At 63.7% G+C, this 19,406-nt stretch carries 18 protein-coding genes; 11 read left to right on the top strand and 7 right to left on the bottom strand.

Annotated features, from left to right (window positions below; all coding sequences use genetic code 11):
• Nucleotides 1–89 precede the first annotated feature (89 nt).
• On the bottom strand, nt 90–1,079 hold the full coding sequence (locus tag NKI50_RS16955) for a sugar-binding protein (RefSeq protein WP_023721257.1): 990 nt from the start codon (nt 1,077–1,079) through the stop codon (nt 90–92).
• 427 nt (nt 1,080–1,506) lie between these two features.
• On the opposite strand from NKI50_RS16955, the gene NKI50_RS16950 reads away from it, so the two are divergent.
• From NKI50_RS16950 to NKI50_RS16900, 11 genes are all read left to right on the top strand, one after another.
• Nucleotides 1,507–2,247, top strand: a complete 741-nt coding sequence (locus tag NKI50_RS16950) for an ATP-binding cassette domain-containing protein (RefSeq protein WP_023675804.1) — start codon at nt 1,507–1,509, stop codon at nt 2,245–2,247.
• Nucleotides 2,248–2,281: 34 nt separating this feature from the next.
• Nucleotides 2,282–3,280: an ABC transporter permease gene (locus NKI50_RS16945; RefSeq protein ID WP_352641215.1), complete on the top strand. Its 999-nt coding sequence runs from the start codon at nt 2,282–2,284 to the stop codon at nt 3,278–3,280.
• 268 nt (nt 3,281–3,548) lie between these two features.
• Nucleotides 3,549–4,376: an AraC family transcriptional regulator gene (locus tag NKI50_RS16940; protein WP_352641216.1), complete on the top strand. Its 828-nt coding sequence runs from the start codon at nt 3,549–3,551 to the stop codon at nt 4,374–4,376.
• 107 nt (nt 4,377–4,483) lie between these two features.
• The gene (locus NKI50_RS16935) at nt 4,484–4,936 is read left to right on the top strand and encodes an SRPBCC family protein (RefSeq protein ID WP_352481579.1); all 453 of its coding nucleotides are present in this window, start codon (nt 4,484–4,486) and stop codon (nt 4,934–4,936) included.
• A 21-nt stretch (nt 4,937–4,957) separates the two neighbouring features.
• Nucleotides 4,958–5,752 (top strand): FAD binding domain-containing protein, encoded by a 795-nt coding sequence (locus NKI50_RS16930; protein ID WP_352641218.1) that lies wholly within the window; start codon nt 4,958–4,960, stop codon nt 5,750–5,752.
• A 31-nt stretch (nt 5,753–5,783) separates the two neighbouring features.
• On the top strand, nt 5,784–6,266 hold the full coding sequence (locus tag NKI50_RS16925) for a (2Fe-2S)-binding protein (RefSeq protein ID WP_352481581.1): 483 nt from the start codon (nt 5,784–5,786) through the stop codon (nt 6,264–6,266).
• Between the two features lie 13 nt (nt 6,267–6,279).
• On the top strand, nt 6,280–7,647 hold the full coding sequence (locus tag NKI50_RS16920; RefSeq protein ID WP_023721263.1) for a xanthine dehydrogenase family protein molybdopterin-binding subunit: 1,368 nt from the start codon (nt 6,280–6,282) through the stop codon (nt 7,645–7,647).
• A 1-nt stretch (nt 7,648) separates the two neighbouring features.
• Nucleotides 7,649–8,653 carry a xanthine dehydrogenase family protein molybdopterin-binding subunit gene (locus NKI50_RS16915; RefSeq protein ID WP_023721264.1) on the top strand — a complete coding sequence of 335 codons (1,005 nt, stop codon included), beginning with the start codon at nt 7,649–7,651 and terminating at the stop codon, nt 8,651–8,653.
• 9 nt (nt 8,654–8,662) lie between these two features.
• Nucleotides 8,663–9,544, top strand: coding sequence for an AAA family ATPase (locus NKI50_RS16910; RefSeq protein ID WP_352495771.1), 882 nt, complete (start codon nt 8,663–8,665; stop codon nt 9,542–9,544).
• Nucleotides 9,541–10,674, top strand: a complete 1,134-nt coding sequence (locus NKI50_RS16905) for a vWA domain-containing protein (RefSeq protein WP_352641221.1) — start codon at nt 9,541–9,543, stop codon at nt 10,672–10,674. The genes NKI50_RS16910 and NKI50_RS16905 overlap by 4 nt, the downstream gene beginning before the upstream one ends.
• Nucleotides 10,674–11,561, top strand: coding sequence for an amidohydrolase family protein (locus tag NKI50_RS16900; protein WP_352641223.1), 888 nt, complete (start codon nt 10,674–10,676; stop codon nt 11,559–11,561). Before NKI50_RS16905 ends, NKI50_RS16900 begins: the two co-directional genes overlap by 1 nt.
• A 211-nt stretch (nt 11,562–11,772) precedes the next feature.
• Here the strand turns inward: NKI50_RS16900 and NKI50_RS16895 are convergent, their stop codons facing one another.
• From NKI50_RS16895 to NKI50_RS16870, 6 genes are all read right to left on the bottom strand, one after another.
• Nucleotides 11,773–12,180, bottom strand: coding sequence for a carboxymuconolactone decarboxylase family protein (locus NKI50_RS16895; RefSeq protein ID WP_352547006.1), 408 nt, complete (start codon nt 12,178–12,180; stop codon nt 11,773–11,775).
• Nucleotides 12,181–12,420: 240 nt separating this feature from the next.
• Nucleotides 12,421–13,917: a sugar ABC transporter ATP-binding protein gene (locus NKI50_RS16890; protein ID WP_023721268.1), complete on the bottom strand. Its 1,497-nt coding sequence runs from the start codon at nt 13,915–13,917 to the stop codon at nt 12,421–12,423.
• On the bottom strand, nt 13,917–14,975 hold the full coding sequence (locus tag NKI50_RS16885; RefSeq protein ID WP_023721269.1) for an SMP-30/gluconolactonase/LRE family protein: 1,059 nt from the start codon (nt 14,973–14,975) through the stop codon (nt 13,917–13,919). Before NKI50_RS16885 ends, NKI50_RS16890 begins: the two co-directional genes overlap by 1 nt.
• Nucleotides 14,972–17,095, bottom strand: coding sequence for an ABC transporter permease (locus tag NKI50_RS16880; RefSeq protein WP_023721270.1), 2,124 nt, complete (start codon nt 17,093–17,095; stop codon nt 14,972–14,974). Before NKI50_RS16880 ends, NKI50_RS16885 begins: the two co-directional genes overlap by 4 nt.
• An 83-nt stretch (nt 17,096–17,178) precedes the next feature.
• Nucleotides 17,179–18,204, bottom strand: coding sequence for a sugar ABC transporter substrate-binding protein (locus NKI50_RS16875; RefSeq protein WP_023721271.1), 1,026 nt, complete (start codon nt 18,202–18,204; stop codon nt 17,179–17,181).
• Nucleotides 18,205–18,263: 59 nt separating this feature from the next.
• A complete protein-coding gene (locus tag NKI50_RS16870; protein WP_023721272.1) occupies nt 18,264–19,250 on the bottom strand; it encodes an ABC transporter permease in 987 nt (328 codons plus the stop codon).
• Nucleotides 19,251–19,406 lie beyond the last annotated feature (156 nt).

The raw sequence follows: 19,406 nt of genomic DNA, 5'->3' as shown, positions 1-19,406 counted from the left end.
GCCTACGCTCCAAAGCAGCGTCGCCTCGTGCGTTCGTATGGACGGTCTGTGACGGGGCGCCCGTCGAAGGGCGCCCCGAAACTGCGAACCTACTTCTGGATGCAGGTGTCGACCGTGTCCTTGGTGCATTCGTCGAGGCCGGTGAACACCGGATCGGCGACCGGCTTGCCTTCGACCAGGTCGATCATCACCGAGGGCGCCTTGTAGCCCATCTCGAACGGCCGCTGGCCAACCAGCGCGGTCACCAGCCCGTCACGGGCAATCGCCACCTCGTCGCCGATCGTGTCGGCGGCGCCGATGACGAAGGCGTTGCTGGCGATCTTGTCGGCCATCGGCTTGAACAGGTCGCGGTAGGGCTGCGGAGCGCCGAACAGCGGCCAGCCGCCCATGATGCCGAAGGCGTCGAGATCGGGATTGGCAGCGAGGATGTCGGTCATCGCCTGCACGCCCTTGGCGCCGTCGTCATTGGTGAACACCGGGCAGCCGGCAACTTCCGTCCAGCCGCCTTCGCCTGCCAGCGCGGCGAGGCCGTCCTTGCCCGAAAGCGCGTCACGCATGCCCTGCGCGCGGCGCAGGATGTTGTCGGCCGCCGGATTGCCTTCGATGGTGCAGATCTTGCCGCCATTCGGCTTGGCCTTCTTGATGTATTCGCCGATCTTGTGACCCATCAGGTAGTTGTCGGTGCCGAGGTAGGTCTTGCGCAGCGCCGCATCTTCCTTGCTGAGGTCGGCGTCGAGGGTCATGATCGGGATCGACGGATTGGCGCTTTTGATCGTCTGCGCGATCAGCGGCGCGTTCGATGGCGAAATCGCCATCGCCACAGTGTCGGGCTTGCTCAGCATGTCCTGGACGATCTGGGCTTCACCGGCTTCGTCCGAGGTCGATGCCGGTCCGGTGTAGAAGCACTCATATTCCGAGCTGGCGTTTTCCTTGTTCCATTTCTCGCAACCCTGGTGGATGGCCTCGAAGAATGGATTGTCGAGACCCTTCACGACGATGACGAGCTGTTTCTTGGCCATAGCCGGCCCGGCACCCAACGCCATGACGGCGGCGGCAGCGAGCAATAGTGATTTCCTCATGTCAGTCCTCCCTTTTGAAACAAACGGACACCACGTGCCCGCCACACACAGATCGACCCGGAGCAAGATGACAGAGGACGTCGCACTCGTGTCGCCAAGCCAGGTCGATAAGCATTTTCATATTCAGTCTCAGACCGGCACCGACAGATACAGCTGGTTACCAAATCCCTGACCGACAAACCTTCACCGATTCCTTCCGGCAACCCGGGAGATCGGCGCAAGCTCCTCCGACACTTAGCTAATATCGCCTTGTCGCCGACGTCAATGCTATTTGTCCTACAAAACTGATTTTTCGAAAGAAGCCGTGGTTGACGCCAAGGTGGCTTATGCGTAAATGGGCAAAATCGCTGCTTCCGGGAGGAACTGGGGAGAGCGAAAGGCCGCGGCAGAACCGCAGGCCGCAAAGCACGGGGAGGCAAGAAGGCTGGTGGCGGTTCTCGAACTCACCAACATCTCGAAGCATTTTGGCGCCATCCAGGCGGTCAACGACGTTTCGTTGTCGATCGAGGCCGGACAGGTTGTCGGCCTGATGGGCGACAACGGCGCCGGCAAGTCGACCCTGGTCAAGATGATCGCCGGCAATTTCCCACCGAGCCATGGCACGATGCAGATGGACGGCAAAGAGCTGATCCTGCACAAGCCGGTCGAGGCGCGCCAGCATGGCATCGAAATCGTCCATCAGGACCTGGCACTGTGCAACAATCTGACGGCCGCCGCCAACGTCTATCTCGGCCGTGAATTGCGCCGCGGCCTCGGGCCGCTTCGCATCCTCGACTATGCCGCGATGTACAAGCGTGCCGGCCAGATCTTCGCCGAGCTGAAATCCGAAACCCGCCCGCGCGACCTGGTCAAACAGATGTCGGGCGGCCAGCGGCAAGCGGTGGCGATCGCCCGCACCATGCTTTCGCAGGCCAAGATCGTGCTGATGGACGAGCCGACGGCGGCGATCTCGGTGCGCCAGGTCGCCGAGGTATTGAACCTGATCCGCCATTTGCGCGACCAGGGCATCGCCGTCGTGCTGATCAGCCACCGCATGCCCGACGTCTTTGACGTTGCCGACCGCGTCATCGTCATGCGGCGCGGCCGCAAGGTCGCCGACAAGACGATCGCATCGAGTTCGCCGGAAGAAGTCACCGGGCTCATCACCGGCGCTATCGAACAGGTATGATTGACGCCTCAACCATGAGTAAAAAAGGTCGATAATGGCAGTCACCCTTGATCAGACGATCGCGCACAAGCAGCACACCTTGCTGAGCAAGGTGTTTGCCAGCCAGACCTTCTGGGTGGTGATCGCGGTCATCCTCGCCTGCCTGTTCCTGTCCGTGGCCACGGATTCCTTCGCCACGACCAAGAACCTCTATAACATCACCCGCAACATCACCTTCGTCGCCATCGTGGCGCTCGGCATGACCTTGGTCATCATCACCGGCGGTATCGACCTGTCGGTCGGCTCGGTGCTTTGCCTGTGCTCGATGGTGCTGGCCGTGACCATGCATGCCGGCTACGGCATCGAGACCGGCATTGCCGCAGCGATCGCGACGGCGCTGATCATCGGCGCCTTCAACGGGGTTCTGATCGCTTATCTCGGCTTTCCGCCCTTCGTGGTGACGCTTGGCATGCTCTCGATCGCACGCAGCCTTGCCATGGTCGCCTCCAACAACACCGTCGTCTTCCAGTTCGGGCCGGACCACGACAAGCTGCTGGCGCTTGGCGGCGGCGCCTGGGTGTTCGGCATCGCCAATCCGGTGCTCTATATGATCGTACTGGCGATGATCACCGGCTTCGTGCTGCGCTGGACGAAATTCGGCCGGCACATCTTCGCCATCGGCGGCAACGAGCATGCGGCGACGCTGACCGGCGTTCCTGTGCGCCAGATCAAGGTTGTCGTCTACATGATCTCGGCACTGGCGGCGGGCCTTGCCGGCATCATCCAGACCGGCTGGCTGGGCGCGGTCACCACAAATCTCGGCAACGGCATGGAGCTTCAGGTGATCGCCGCCACCGTCATCGGTGGCGCCAACCTGGCCGGCGGCATGGGCACAGCCTTCGGCGCAGTCGTTGGCGCGGCGCTGATCGAGGTCATCCGCAACAGCCTCGGCCTGCTCGGCATCAATGCCTTCTGGCAGGGCGTGTTCATCGGCGGCGCCATCCTGCTTGCCGTGCTGTTCGACCGCATCCGCAATTTCAGGCGCAACGACTGAACTTTTCCGCCGGCGGGGCAAAATTGCTTCGCTGGCAAAAGTCCTTGCTCAGCCTCGAAGGGAGTGCCGGTTGCCGTCGACCGCACCGGTCTTGCCATACCGGCCTGGAAACGCTCGCCTTCTTCCTATCGCCGAGTCTGAAAATCCGCCGCTGCGGCGCATGGCCGGCGCCCGGGCGTGCACATCCGTCTTGACGCAAGCCCGAACTGAGCCGCACAATCGCTCGCAGCAGGCGAAGGGAGGCCAGTCGCCTGCGGGAGGATATACCATGACGGAAGCGATCAGGCTCTACTGGGGCCGGTTCGGACATGTTTCTGTCCTGAACGTCGCCAGCGACTTCGTCACCCATGCCCATGTCGAGGCGCATATCATCATCTGGCTGGAAGGCACGGCCGGCGAGATGACCATCGGCCGCGAGACGGTGCGGCTTGGACCGGGCACCGCCGCCGGCATCAATTCCTTCCAGCCGCACAGCCACGCTCTGTCCCGCGACGGCACGCCCGGCCTGTTCCTCGCCTTTTACATCGATCCGGACTGGGCTCGAAGGCGCCGCGAGCTGCCTTCCGCCGCGCCGCTGTTCTCCGCCCCGGCAATCACGCTCGAGCCTTGGCTGCACAAGGCAGCGGCCAACCTTCTCGACCATCTCAGCGACAATGAGAGCATCGACGACATCGCCAATTACGAGATCGAGCGCTTCATCGACAGCGTGCTCGATGCCGCCGACGCCTGCGCACCGCAGACGGTGCGCGCCCGCGTCCACACCATGCAGGATTTTCGCGTCCGCAAGGCGATCCAGCTGATGAAAGCCAATGTCTGCGAGCGCATCTGCTTCGACGACGTGGCGCGCAGCGTCGGCCTGTCGCGGCCGCATTTCTTCGCCCTGTTCAAGGAACAGACCAATCTGACGCCCAACGTCTATTGGAACACGCTGCGCATGGAGGAAGCGGTGCGGCAATTGCAGTGGTCGCAGGAGCCGCTGATCTCGGTCGCCTGCAATCTCGGCTTCACCACCCAGGGCAATTTCTCGCGCTTCTTCCGCGACCATGTCGGCGTTCCGCCGACGCTTTACCGCGAGGCGGCGCGGGCGATCAGCTGAGCGCCCGTTTTTCAGACTAATTGATAGGCGTTCAAGACGCATTGATAAGCGCCGCCGAGTCTGCCGCCCTACCCTCCCAAGCAGCTGATTTGCAAGGGAACGATCATATGGCGAAAGTCACCATCTCCAGCGTCATCGACGCGCCGGTCGAAAAGGTCTGGGCACGCATACGCGACTTCAACGGTCTGCCGACCTGGCATCCGCGCATGGTCGAAAGCCACATCGAGGACGGCAAGGACGCCGGCACGATTGGCTGCGTACGCAATTTCCAGCTCGCCAGCGGCGCCCGCCTCCGCGAAAAGCTGCTCGATTTCTCCGACGAGAATTTCCTCGTCAGCTACTCCATCCTGGAGACGCCGCAACCGCTTACCAACCACAAGGCGACGCTGCAGTTGCGGCGGGTGACCGACGGCGACCGCACCTATGCCGAATGGACCGCCAGCTTCGACGCCCCTCCCGAAGAAGCCGACAAGCTGGCCGAAGGCATGGGCGCCAACGTCTTCCAGGGCGGCTTCAACGCCCTGAAGGCCCATTTCGCCGGCAAGGTTGAACTGAATTGAGCTGACAACCAGGAGCGTTCCATGGCGCTTGCACTGCAGACTTTCCCGACGGTGAAGAACGCTGGCGCGGCGCTGAAGGCCGCCGGCACCCGCTATCTCGGTGGCGGCACACTGGTCGTGCGCGCCGCCAACGAAGGCGACGTGTCGATTTCCGGTTTCATCCGGTCGACCGAACCGGCGCTGTCGATCATCCACATTTCCGGCGGCGAGGTCCGCATCGGCGCTTCGGTGACCATGGCGGCGATCGCCCGTCACCCGGATCTCGCTCCACTGGCCCACGCCGCGCGCGCCGTCGGCGGACCGGCGATCCGCAACATGGCTACGGTCGGCGGCAATCTCTTCGCGCCAACGCCTTACGGCGATTTCACCGTTGCACTGCTGGCGTTGGACGCAACCGTCACCACCGACTACGGCGAGCTGCCGATCGAAACCTTTCTGGCAAAGCGCGAGAGCAATCACGCCATCGTCACTGCGGTCGGCTTCACGCTTCCGAAGGAAGGCGGTTTTCGCTTCCTGAAAGTGTCGCGGGTCAAGCCAAAGGGCGTCTCGGTGCTGAGCATCGCCACCATGCTGGAACACACGCCGGACGGCACTGTCACGTCAGCGCGGATCGCGCTCGGCTGCATGGCCGACCGGCCGATCCGTGCCAGGGCGGCGGAGAAAGCCTTGATTGGCCGCAAACTCACCGCAGACGGCATCGCACCGGCACTGGCCGTTGCCCACGACGGCACTTCGCCGCCAACCGATCCGATCGCCAGTGCCTGGTATCGCAACGAAGTCCTGCCGGTCCATCTCGGCCGGCTGCTGCTCGCCTGAAGCCCTGGCTGCGGCGCAAGGAGTAATAAAGATGGCGAAGGTCCCGGTTCAGTTCACGCTCAATGGTGCCGAAAAGGCCGAGTTCATCGACAGCGGCACGACGCTGCTTCACGCGCTGCGCGACAAGATCGGCGACACCTCGCCAAAAGGCGGCTGCCATCAAGGCACTTGCGGCGCCTGCACGGTCATCATCGATGGCGAGCTCAGGCTGTCCTGCCTGACGTTGGCCGAGACCTGCAACGGTGCGGCCGTCACCACGACGTCGGGGCTTTCGGAAGGCGGCGTGCTGCATCCGCTGCAACGCGCTTTCCTCGATGCTTTCGCCACGCAATGCGGTTTCTGCACGCCGGGCATGATCATGGCAGCCAAGGTACTGCTCGATCACACGCCGAACCCCAGCCGCGAGGACGTGGTCGAGGCGCTGTCGGGCAATATCTGCCGCTGCACCGGTTACGAGCCGATCATCCAGGCGGTGCTGACCGCCGCGCGCTCCAATTCGCAGAACGCGGTTTGAGGGAGTTAAGAAAATGGAACTCCGCAAGAGCTATTTCGCCGACCAGCGCAAGGACGATCTGCACGAGATCGGCCAGCCGCGGCCGCGTTCGGATTCACCCGGCCATGTCACTGGCAAGACCACCTATTTCGCCGACCGCAATTTTCCCGGCATGCTGCACCTGAAGATGGTGCGCAGCCCGCACCATCACGCCCGCATACGCAGCATCGATACGTCCGAGGCGGAAAAGCATCCGGGTGTCGTCAAGGTGCTGACCGCCAAGGATGTGCCGCACAATGTCTACACCATCCTGATCCTGATCCAGATCGGGCCGGAGGACGAGACGGTGCTGGCTGACGGCAAGGTGCGCTGGAAGGGCGAGGCGGTGGTGGCGGTGCTGGCCGAGACCGAGCGCGCCGCGCAGGAAGCCGCCGCCAAGGTCAAGGTCGACTACGAGGTGCTGCCGGCCGTCTTCGACATGGAGGAAGCGCTGAAGCCCGACGCGCCGATCGTCAACGAGTATCACGGCCGGAACTATTACCTCTACGACAGCGGCGAATGCCGCAAGGTGCGCTTTGGCGATGTCGAGGCAGGCTTTGCCACAGCCGACCACGTGCTCGAACAGACCTATCAGTCCTCGCCGATCGAGCATGCGCCGACCGAGACGACCGGCTGCATCGTCGCACCGGAGGGCAACGACCGCTTCACCTGCTACACCAACACGCAGGCGATGTTCTTCACGCTCGACAACGCCTCGATCATCCTGCAGATGCCCGGCAACAAGCTGCATTTCGTCGGCGGCACCGTCGGCGGCGGTTTTGGCGGCAAGGTCGACGTCATCGTCGAGCCGATCGCCATCCTCGGCGCCAAACTAACCGGACGACCGGTTTGTTTTGTCTATAGCCGCGAGGAGGAGATGCAGATTTCCTCGCCGCGCGCCGCCGAGAAGGTCGTCATCAAGGACGGCGTCATGAACGACGGCCGCATCGTGGCGCGGAAAGTGACCGGCTACACCGATGCCGGCGCCTATTCGCGCCATTCGCCCTACGGCGCGCAGAAGGGCGCCGGGCATTATCCTGGCCCGTATACGATCCCGAATGTCTGGATCGACACCTACTGCGTCTACACCAACCGTACCCCGTCCTCGGCGATGCGCGGTTTCGGCGTCACCATCGGCGACTTCGCGCTGGAGGTGCAGATGGACAAGCTCGCCCGGCTGATCGGCATGGACCCTCTCGAATTCCGCTTCATCAACGCCTACCGCGACGGCGACATGAAGGCACACCGGCAGCCGACGGAGGGGGCGGCGCTGATCGAGTGCATGCAGGAAGCCTCGCGCGCCGCCAACTGGCCAGTGGCGGAGAAGTTCATGACGATGTCGTCTTACGCGAAGGGAGCTTGAGATGGCGATCAGGCGCGGACGCGGCGTCGCCGCGATCAATTATCCGACCGGCATGAATCTCGGCGGCGACCCGACGCAGGCGCTGGTGCATTCGACGCCGACCGGCAATTTCATGGTCACGCTCTCCAGCGTCGACCTGGGCCAGGGCATGAAGCAGATCATGGCACAGATCTGCGCCGAGACGATCGGCGTACCGACCGACCGCGTCGTCGTCGACACCGCCGACACCGACACCGGCCCGCACTGCATGGGCACCTTCGCCTCGCGCGGCACGCATCGGGCCGGCAATGCGGTCATCCAGGCCGCCAGGGAAGCCCGCCAGGTGATGCTGGAAGTGGCGGCCGAGGAACTTGAGGTAAACGCCTCGGACCTCGAGACCGATGGCGAGGGCAACATCCTGGTCAAGGGCGCGCCGCAAAGATCGATCTCGATCTTCGATGTCGCGCTGTCGGCGCATTTCAAGCGCGGCCGTTCGATTTCCGGCCGCGGCATGTTTTTGATCCCCCGCTCCTATCCGGAGAAAGAGACCGGAGCGATGAAGCCGTCTACCTGCTACGCCCATGCCTGCACGGTGGCGGAGGTCGAGGTCGACGACGAGACCGGCGAGGTCACCGTGCTGACGGTAAAGAACGTGTTTGAGATCGGCCGCGCGCTGAACCCGAAAATGGTCGAGCAGCAACTCGTTGGCGGCTCGTGGATGGGCATCAGCCATGCGCTCTACGAAACGACCGAGCCCTATTATCCCAACCGCGACCATGGCGGCACCGACTTCAACCAATATCTGATGCCGGGTCCTGGCGATCTCGCGCAAACCGAGATCATCGTGCTGGAACGGCCCTCGGCGGACGGGCCGTATGGCGCCAAGGGGCCGGGCGAAATGTGCGCCAACCCGCAGATCCCGGCGGTTGCCAATGCCGTCTTCGACGCTGTCGGTGTGCGCATCGATACGCTGCCGATCACGCCGGAGCGCATCCTGCGGGCGCTGAAGGCGCAAGCCCCGAACTGAGTGCTGAAAATGCCCAAGAGAAGCGCTGAGACAGTCGCGACCTCGCCTGAGGCGGTGGCGTCGCGCCTCGCCGCCTCGCGCTATCTCGCCGATGAAAGCCTGGCCACCGCCATCTTCCTGGCGATCAGGCTGGGAAAGCCGCTGCTGCTCGAAGGCGCACCCGGCGTCGGCAAGACGGAAGCTGCGAAGGCGATTGCCGAGGTGCTCGGGCGCGACCTGGTGCGGCTGCAATGCTACGAGGGCATCGACGCCGCACATGCGCTCTACGAATGGAATTACCAGCGCCAGTTGCTCGCCATCCGCCATGCCGGTGAGCACGAGGTCGACATCTACGACGACCGCTTTCTCATCGCGCGGCCGCTGCTGCAGGTGCTGAAAGCGCCGGAAAAGCGCGTGCTGCTGGTCGACGAAATCGACCGTTCCGACCATGAATTCGAAGCGCTGCTGCTGGAGTTCCTGTCCGATTTCCAGATCAGCATTCCCGAGCGCGGCACCATTCGCGCGACTGCGCAGCCGATCGTCATCCTGACCTCGAACCGCACCCGTGAGCTTGCCGAAGCGCTGCGGCGGCGCTGCGTCTACCACTGGATCACCTATCCCGACGCCGGGCGCGAAGCCGAGATCATCATGCTGCGCGCCGGCGACGTCGCCGAGGCCACGGCGCGCGCCGTGGCTGCCGCAGTGCGCGACATTCGCGCCCGCCCGCTGGCGAAGCCGCCCGGCATCGCCGAAGCGGTCGAATGGGCGAACGCCGCGACGATCCTCGAAAAAGGCGGCAGTCCGTGGCCGGAAGCGTTTCGCCGCGCCATTGGCGTGCTGATCAAGGACGAGGAGGACCTTTCCTGCATCGCGCCCGAGCTCGGCAAGATTGTCGAGGAGGCGCTGGCGTGAGCCCCGCGGCTCTGCCTCGAGGGGCGACGCCCTTCCTCGGCTTCGGCCGGCTGCTGCGCCGCTATGGCTTTTCAGTGGCGCCCGAGCAGGTCTCCGGCTTCATGCAAGCGGTGACGCTGCTTGGGCCGCGCTCGATGGCCGACATCCGCGAAGCGGCGCTCGCCACGCTGGCGCCGCCGCCCGACCGCCGCGACGAATTCGAGGCGCATTTTCGGAGCCATTTCTATGGCAGCACCGCGGCAGTGGTCGGAGGCGAGGCCGACGAGGAAACCCGCATCAAGGATGACGGCGAAACCAGCGAACAAGAAATCGAGGTGGTCCGCCAGGAGCAAGGCGGCGAACTGTCTTCGGCCAGCGAACAGTTGAGCGTCCGCGAATTCAGCCGCGATAGCGACGGGCTTGCCGCCTTCCGCCGCAAGCTCGCCACCGCTTTGCCCGCCCGCCGCTCCTTCCGCACGGTGCGCACGCATGCGCGCGGCAAGCTCGACCTGCGCCGCTCGCTGCGCGAAATCGTCAGTGCCGACGGCGATATCCCCTCGCCGCTGCTGCGCCGGCGGCAGACAGTGCCACGCAAGCTACTCATCCTGATCGACGTGTCGGGCTCGATGAAGCTCTACACCTCAGACTATCTCAAGCTGGCGCATGCGGCCGTGCAAGGCGCCGACCGGGCGGAGGTCTTCACTTTCGGCACACGACTGACCCGTATCACCTCGGCGCTGCGCATTCGCGACCGCGACCAGGCGCTGGCCCGCGCCGCTGCCCAGGTCGACGACTGGGACGGCGGCACCCGCATGGGACCGACACTGCTTGCCTTCCTCTCGGTGCCGCGTTTTTCGGCCTTTGCGCGCGGGGCGGCGATCGTCATCCTGTCGGATGCGCTGGAGCGCGGCGATCATGCCGAGCTGGAGACGGCGATGCGCCGGCTGAGCGCCCGCGCCTTTCGGCTTTCGCTGGCGACGCCGTTGGCCGGCGATCCACGCTTTCGGCCGGCGACGGCAGCGCTTCGCGCCATCCTGCCAGTGCTCGACGACCTGATCGACGGTTCGTCGATCGCCGGCCTCACCGATTTCATCCTGTCGCTCGCCCGCCCAGCCCCGGCGGCCGCGGCAATCTGGAGGAGGGTTTCGTGATGCAGAAGGCGATCGACGCGCATTTCCACATCTGGCGCCAAAAGGACCAGCCCTGGCTGGTCGGGCCGATGGTGCCGCGCATCTTCGGACCGTATGAGCCGATCCGCCGCGACTATCCTATCGGGGAATTCCTCGCCGACCAGCAAGGCTCGGGCGTCGAGAAGGCGGTCTATGTCCAGACCAACTGGGCCAAGGAGGATTTCGAGAATGAGGTCGCCTTCCTGCAGAAAACCGCGGAACAAACCGGCTGGCCGCACGCCATCGTCGGCTATGCCGACATGACCGTGGACGACGTGCGTTCCCAGATCGACCGGCTGATCAAATACCCCCTGCTGCGCGGCGTGCGCATGCAGCTGCACTGGCACGAAATGCCGGCCTTCCGCTTCGCTGCCTCGGCCGATCAGGTCATCGACCCGAAGGTGCGGGCCAATGTGGCGCGTCTGAAGGACTACGGCTTGTCCTTCGACCTGCAGCTTTTCCCCGCCCAGATGAAGGACGGGCTGACGCTTGTCGGCGAGAACCCCGAGACCAATTTCATCCTCACCCACGCCGGCATGCTGACCGACATGGAGCCAGAGACCACCGAGGCCTGGAAAGCCGGCCTGCGCACGCTGTCAGCGGCCCCCAACCTCTATGCAAAACTGTCCGGCCTCGGCACCTTCGTCCACCGCAACGACCCGGCGCTGATCAGCTATATCGTCGACAATGCCATCGACATCCTCGGCAGCGACCATTTGATGTTCGGCTCGAACTTCCCGATCGAGAAACTGTGGACCAGCCACGCCGAGCTGATCAAGGCGCACCGGGAAGCGGTGGGCAAGCACGGCGCGGCCGCCGAGGCCGATATCTTCTGGAACACGGCGGAGCGGGTTTATCGGCCGGTGTAGCGCGCATTCCCTTCTCCCCTTGTTGTGGAGAAAGTGGATCGGCGCGCAGCGCCGAGACGGATGAGGGGTGTTGGAAGGAACGCGGCGGTGGAAATACAGGCAATTTGAAGCACTTACGTCTTCAAGCTAGCAATCCTTCCGGCACCCCTCATCCGAGCGAGCTTCGCTCGGCCACCTTTTCCCACAAGGGGAGAAGGGAAGGCGCCGCGCCTCACCGCACCTCGAACTGCGGATCGACCGGGATCTGCATCGCAGTGACCATCTGGTTGGTCTGCCCCGCCAGTCCGATGATCGACACCAGCTCGCCATGTTGCGCTTCGGTCATGCCCTTGGCGCGGGCTGCCGCCGTGTGCGAGTGGACGCAGTAGGAGCAGCCATTGGCGGTCGAGACGGCGATGTAGATCATCTCCTTGGTCAGCGGGTCGATGACGCTGTCCGCGACCATCACCGCCTTGAGCTGTTCCCACACCCGCTTCAGCGAGACCGGATCATTGGCCAGCCCGCGCCAGAAATTATTGACGAAATCGGATTTGCGCGTCGCGCGGATGTCGTCGAACACGGCCTTCACAGCGGGAATCGCCTCGACCTCGGCATCGGTCAGAAGTCTTGTGGTGGCCATGGGCAGGCTCCTTTCGGTTTGAATCGATGAGAGAGGTCGTTGAATCGGCTTGGTAGCGAATGCGGCTAACTTGCTCTGGTGATTCACGTTTTGCAGGCCGGCCCAGAACCCTGGAAATGCAGAGGCCCTCACCGTCGTCATCCTGGGGTCTGCGCCGCGTCGCTGCGCTCCTTGCTTCGCCCCTCGATGACGAATGGACTGGTGACTCCGCCAATTGTCGAAGTACGCATCGCCTGGAACCTAATGAACCGCCGCATACATGATCTTCTCCTCCGTCGCCTCGGCCGGCGAGAACTCCTCGACGATGCGGCCTTGCCGGCAGACCAGGATGCGGTCGGACAGGTTCATGATCTCCGGCAGGTAGGACGAGATGACGACGACGGCCAGGCCCTCATCGGCCAGCCGGTTGATGATCTGGTGGATTTCGGCGATCGCACCGACATCGACGCCGCGCGTCGGCTCGTCGAAGATGACGATGCGCGGCTTCTGCACCAGCCCCTTGCCGATCACCACCTTCTGCTGGTTGCCGCCCGAGAGCTCGACCACCCGCGCATTGTCGTTGATCGCCTTGACGTTCAGCGTCTTGGTCCATTCGGCCGACAGCGCCCGCATCTCCTGCGCATTGATCACCCAGCCCTTTTCCCGCCCGGCCGCCAAAAAGCCGCCGAACAGGTTCTCGGCAACGTCCATGGTCTCGAAAATCCCCTCGCTCTTGCGGTCTTCGGTGACATAGACGATGCCGTCCGCCACCGCCTCGCTCGGAACGAGATAGCGCACCGGCCGGTCGTCCAGCTCGATGGTGCCGCCGCGCAGGAAGTCGCGCTTGTAGATGCCGGAAACGATCTTGAACGTCTCGGTGCGACCCGAGCCGATCAGCCCGAACACCCCGGTGATCTGGCCCTCGAAGATCGAGAAGGAATTGTTGCGCACGACATTGCTCATCGAGATGTCCTGCACCGACAGCACCTTCTTGCCGGCCTTGCGCAGCTTGGCCTCGTCGCGCTGGCTATAGAGCTGCCCCGACAGCGTGCGCCCGACCATGGCGGCGACGATCCTGTCGCGATCGAAGGCGGCTGTGTCGTCGGTGATCACCAGTTCGCCGTCGCGCAGAATGGTGATGCGGTCGGCGACATCAAGCGCCTCTTCGAGCGCATGGCTGATGAAGACGATCGACACACCCCTTGCCTTGAGCCGGCGGATCAGCGCGAAGAAGTGCCGCTTCTCCTCCGGCGTCAGCGTCGCCGTCGGCTCGTCGAAGATGATGATCTCGGCATTGTGGTGGACGGCGCGCGCGATCTCGACCATCTGCCGTTTGGCCGCGCCCAGCGTCGCCACCATGGCGTTCGGGTCGACGGGAAAGTTCAACGACTGCAGGAATTGCTGCGCTGAAATGTAGGTGCCGCGCAGCCGGTTGAGAAAGCTTTCCGTGCCGAGATAAAGGTTCTGCGCCACCGTCATCGACGGCACCAGGCTGGTCTCCTGGAACACCATGGCGATACCGGCTTGAAGGGCCGCATGCGGCGAGGCGTAGGCGATCTCCTGCCCGTTGTGGAACATCTTTCCCGAGGTCGCGTCGACGACGCCGGCGATGATCTTGGTCAGCGTCGATTTTCCCGCGCCATTCTCGCCGAGCAGCGCGTGGATCTCGCCCTTGCGCAGCTCGAAGCTGACATTCTTCACCGCGGGCACGCCGCGATAGGTCTTGGTCACGTTCTCCAGGCGGACGATCGGTTCCATCAGCGATGTCCTCCTGGACCCAAGTCGATGGCCAGCAGGCAATCGCCGCCTTTCGAGGCAATGAACAGGCGACCGTCTTTCTCCGCCACGCTGCAGATGCCGTGGCGCGTGCCGTTGGCGCGGCTGTGCAGGCTGAATTGCGGCCGCATCTCCCGGTCGAGCCTGACCACCACGCCGTAGGAGCGGCTCGGCGACCATGGCTTGTGAATGCCCATGGTGCGAATGCCGCCGCATTGCAGCGGCTCGAGGAAGCTGCGGTTGGAGGCAAGTGCCGGCGCGATCCAGTGCTGCGGCGGCACTTGCGCCAGCATGTCGTTTCGATAGTGCGTTTCCTGCAGCACGAATTCGATCAGCCGGTTGCGGGGCGCAAACAGCGCCAGCCAGGCACCGCCACCGGCGGCAGGCGACAGGCGCGAGGGATAGCCGGGCAGATGCGCCAGCACCGTCGAGCGGCTGCCTGTCGCGCCGTCGAAGCGGATAAGTTGGTGCCGCCAGCTCTCGCTGACCAACACATCCTTGCCGGTTGGATGCAGCCCATAGGGAAAGGCGATGTCACCGGCGAGCTTGCGGAATTCGCTACCTGCCGGTTCGCGCTTCCACAGCGAACCAGAAGCGCCCTTCTTCATCAGATCGGCGGCCCATTGCGACGGCCCGTGTTCGGCCGAGCCATTGGTCAGCCAAAGCGTGCCATCTTCTGCGTAGGCGAGCGCTGTGATGCAGCGGATTTCGGCCGGTAGCGGAGCGTCCTTACCCGCGATCAACAGCCTGCCGTTTTCGAGCCCGACCGTCAGTTCGCCGGCGGGCGAGCGCGCGAGCGCTGTGACCGGGGACGGAAATGTCTCGACTATCGTCGGCGCGGCACCGGCGGCGAGCGCATAGACGGCATTGCCGCTGGCCGCCAGCAACCGGTCCTTATCGATCAGCAGGTTGTCAGGCTCCGGCAGTTCAACAAAAGCCGGAGCATCGTCCAGCAGCGTATTCGGCCTGAAGGCGCCATCGAGCGGCGGGATTGTCACCGCCTTGCCGCGAAAGATGTCAAGGATCGGGTCCAGCATCATGGCTTCGCTCCCCAATAGGAAGCGGGGCTGGTCCAGTTCGGGTCGGCACCGGCAATCCGGTAGCGGCCGATCCGATTGTTGAGGATGCCGCCGACGAACAGATAGCCTTTGTGCTCGCGCATCGAGGTGACCATCGGATGCGCGGCGCCCGACAGGTCGCCCATCGCTTCGACGATGCCGCCCTTCTCGTTGAATTTGACCACACCGCCGGTGTTGATGTTGGGGAACAGCCATTCGTCCTGCGGCAGCCGGCGCGTCATGCGCTTGCGCATGTCGGGATGGCGCAGCGACAGGTCGAAGCTCGGCGTGCGCATGCCGAGCCAGGCCATCCAGTAGTTGCCGTCGGAGGCGCGGTTGATGTTGTCGGGGTAGCCCGGCATGTCGCGGATGACGCATTCGGCGGTGCCTGCTTTCGGCCCTTCCAGCCAGTAGCGGTGCACGCGGCAGGCCCAGCTTTCGGCAAAGAACAGCGACTTGCCGTCATGCGCCATGCACACGCCGTTGGTGTAGCGGTAGCCGTCGAGCAATGTCTTCGTCGAAGCGTCCTTCGGGTCATAGACGAGCAGCCGCCCGGTGGCGCGGTTCTCGATCGAGTCCAGCGCCCAGTCGTGGGCGTCATAGCGCTTGGTGGAATCGGTGAAGTAGATGCGGCCGTCCGGCGCGATGTCGCAATCATTGGGATCGCGCAGCCGCGCATCGTCGACGATCGAAGTCCAGGAGCGCGACGTTTCCGCCGATAGCCGCTTCACCTCCCGCTCCGGCGAGACCGAATAAAGGCCCATCGCGCCGACGCAGCTGATCAGATTGCCTGTTTTGTCGAAGGCCAGGCCGAGCGGAAAGCCGCCAATATGGGCAAAGACCTCCGAGTGTTTGTAGTCCGGCGCAAAGAAACGGACGATCTCGCCATGTCTGGTGCCGCAATAGAGATGGTCGTCGCGGTCGAGAATGACGTCTTCCGGCCCTTCCAGCTCGCCGAGCCCGATATGGTCGGCCTCCGACAACCGGTTGTCGAGCTCGTAGGGCGTGCCCGAGCCCGGTGCCGCTGACTGCGTTGCCCCCATCTTCAAATAGACCGGTGCGACATAGACCTCGTCCAGAACCTTGTGGCGGTTCTTCAGCCAGCGAATGTCGATGGTGACGGCGACGGCCAGCATGATACCCAGCACCATCTGGTTGGTGCCGGTGCCATAGCCCAGCCGGATCAGCCCGTTGGTCATCGTCAGCACGATGATCGCGCCCATCAGCCCCTTGATCACCGAGCCGCGGCCGCCGCCCAGGCTGACGCCGCCGACGACCGCTGCCGTCAAAGCCATGACCTCGAGATTGAGGCCTGTGCCCGGCCCTGCCCCGCTCAGCCGGCAGGCGATGAGGAAGCCGCCGAGCGAAGCGCAGAAGCCGGAGAACACATAGGTCATGAACACGGTGCGGCGCACGCGGATGCCGGCATTGTGGGCCGATCGCCGCGACCCGCCCACCGCCTGCACATGCCAGCCGGGCCGCGAGCGCGTCAGCGCGACATGGGTAATGATCGCCAGGATAATCGCTGCCCACACCGCAACCGAAAGGCCCCAGAAGGTGTCGTCGCCGATGAAGTCCAGCACATCCGATGTGGCATCGGAAAGCTGGACGTCGGCGGCATAGGTGGTGACCAGTATGTCGAACAGCGCCCGCCCGAAAATGAAGGTGACCAGTGTCGTCAGGAAAGCGCGCAGCCTGAAATAGCCGATCAGGTAGCCGTTGATCGCGCCGAACAGCAGGCCGGTGGCGATCGAGGCGGCCAGCGCCAGCCACACCGACTGTTCGAGGATGAAGAAGACGAACACGGCGGAAAAGCAGGACAGCGCGAAGATCGAGCCGACCGAAAGGTCGATGCCGCCGCCGAGCATGACCACCGTCATGCCGGTGACGACCAGCGAAAATTCGCCGAGCTGGCGGGTCGATTCCTGCAGCGACATCGGCTTGAAGAAGCCGGGAATGATCGAACCGAACACGCTGAGCGTCGCCACCAGCGCCAGGAACGGAATGGCGTTATCAGTCCAGCGTTTGCTTAGGATCTCGCCGACAAGGTGGTCGGGCACGAGATTGTAGCGCCAGGATTGAAGGCGTTCGCGAAAGGACATCGGTTGCTGCTGCCACTCAAGAGAGAAAGAGGCGGCCGAACAACGTCCGGCCACCTCGTCGATGCTTGCAACGGACCCGCGGTTTACTTGGCCGCAGCTTGGGCTTGCAGTGCTTTCAAGTCCCAGCAGCTGTCTGGCTTGAGGTCGGCCTTGGTCGTCGCCTTCTCCAGCGTGTAGATGTAGGTGTGCGAGGTGCCGGCCGGCTGGCCACTCTGCAACAGGAACTTGATGACGGCGTTCATGTCGCCCGACTGGCGGGCAAGGTCGGTCATCACCACCGCGCCATAGGTGCCGTCCTGCAGCTTGTCGCAGTCGGCAGTCTTTTCGCCGCCGCCGGTGGTGACCAGAAAGACTTTGCCCTCGAGCTTGGCATCGCGGATCGCAGCAGATGCGCCCGTCGCGTCGCCGTCCCAGAAATCGATGATGGCGCAGATGTCGGGGTTCTGCTGCAGCATCGTCGTCGTAACGTTGCGCGAGGTCGTCGCATCCCAGTTCGAGTCAGGCTTGGCCACGACCTTGAAGTCGGGGTTCTTATCCAGCACCTTCATGATGCCGGCATACTGGTAGAGGCTCGACGAGTTGGCCTGGTCGCCCTGCACCAGCCCGATCTTCTTGGAGGAGTTCGGCCCACAACCCTTTATCGCCGCTTCAGCTTCGAGTTGCCCGAGCCGATCCCAGTCGCTGCCGACAAAGGCATCGGCCGGGAAGTTCGCCGGATTGTCGACCAGCAGGACATAGGTGCCGGCGGCCTGCGCCTTCTTCATCAGCTTGGCATAGGAGTTGAGGTCCGGCGAATGGATGATCAGCACGTCCGGCCTGGTGTCAGACGAAATAGCGTCGGTTATCGCCTGCGCGCCGGCATCGACCACCCAGTTCGGGTCACGCGTCTCGAACACGCCGCCCCAGGCCTCGACCTCGGTCTTCAGGTAATGCGCCCAGCCCTGTGCCAGATCGAAGCCCATCGCCATCGGCACCAGCATCACACGCTTGCCCTTGAGCGCTTGCGAATAGGCGCCCGGACCCGGATCTTCGGCGGCAAAGCTTGGCGCCACGAATGCGGAGACGGCAAGCGCTGCCGCGGCGGCCATAAATGTCCTGATGATTTTCATGTCACATCCTCTGGTTTGGTCGTTGTCGTTCGCGGTCGGCCCCAACCGTACGCGTCAGTCTAGATGTCGCCTTGCTGCGCGGTCTGCTCGTCGCGCGGATTGATGAACCCATCGACGATGATCGCCGCCAGCAGGATCGCCGCCTTGATCAGGTTCTGATAGAGCAGCGGAATGTCGATGATGGTCATGGCGTTGAGCAGGATGCCGATCAGCGCGGCACCCACCAGCACGTTGCGCACCCCGCCCCGCCCGCCCGACAGACCGATGCCGCCGATCACCGCCACCAGCACGATGTCGTAGAGCAGCGTGGAATTGACGATGCGGGTGTTGATCGAATGCAGGCTGGCGGCGGTGAGCAAGCCGGCAATCAGCGAGACCAAGGCCGACAGCACGTAGCGCAGCACCAGCATCGGGCGCACTGGAATGCCGATATTGCGCGCCGCAACCGGGTTGTCGCCGGCGAAATAGACGTAGCGGCCCCATTTGGTGTAGCGCAGGAACAGGAAAAAGGCGAAAGCCAGCCCGGCGAAGACAAAAACCTCGACCGGGATGTCGAGGAAGCGCAGCCCGCCCAGGAGCTCGACCCAATGGCCGGGCGGCACCGGCACGGCGTCCTGTGTGATCAATTGTGAGCGCACATAGCCGAAGACGAAGGACGCGGTCGCCAGCGTCACGAAGATCGCCGGAACCTCGGCGTAGGCGACCAAAATGCCGTTCAAAAGCCCGATGGCGAGAACGCCGGCGAGCACATAGGCGAAGGCCAGCCCGTCGGACATTCCCGAACTCAGCAATTGCAGATACCAAGCGACCGACATCGCCATGATCGCCACCGCCGACAGATCGATGCCCCTGCCGATAATGACGACCGCCATGCCGAGCGCCAATATGCCCAGCACCGAGACCGAGCGCACGATGGCAACAAGATTGTTCGAGTTGATAAAACCAGGCAGTCCGATGGCGGCGGCAATGAACAGCACGACCGCGATGGCAAAGACAATGCCCTCCTGGTTCAGGCTTCTCCAGTTTAGCCAGCCGGTCGCGTTCATTGCCCGCTTTCACCCGCGATGGCTACGCCCTGCTCCCTCTGCGGCCATCGAACGAAAGCTAATCGGCTCAAGACCAATCCGTCAAATGAATCCGCGCATTGCAGGCCGGCTTGCGAGGAAATTCCGCGGTTGGACGCACCGATTGCGAGGCTGGCG

Origin of the sequence: Mesorhizobium sp. M0563 (assembly GCF_040321065.1) — a bacterium.
Lineage (GTDB): Bacteria > Pseudomonadota > Alphaproteobacteria > Rhizobiales > Rhizobiaceae > Mesorhizobium.
Note: the sequence above shows the minus strand (reverse complement) of the source record. Positions and strands in the feature narration are given on the sequence as shown.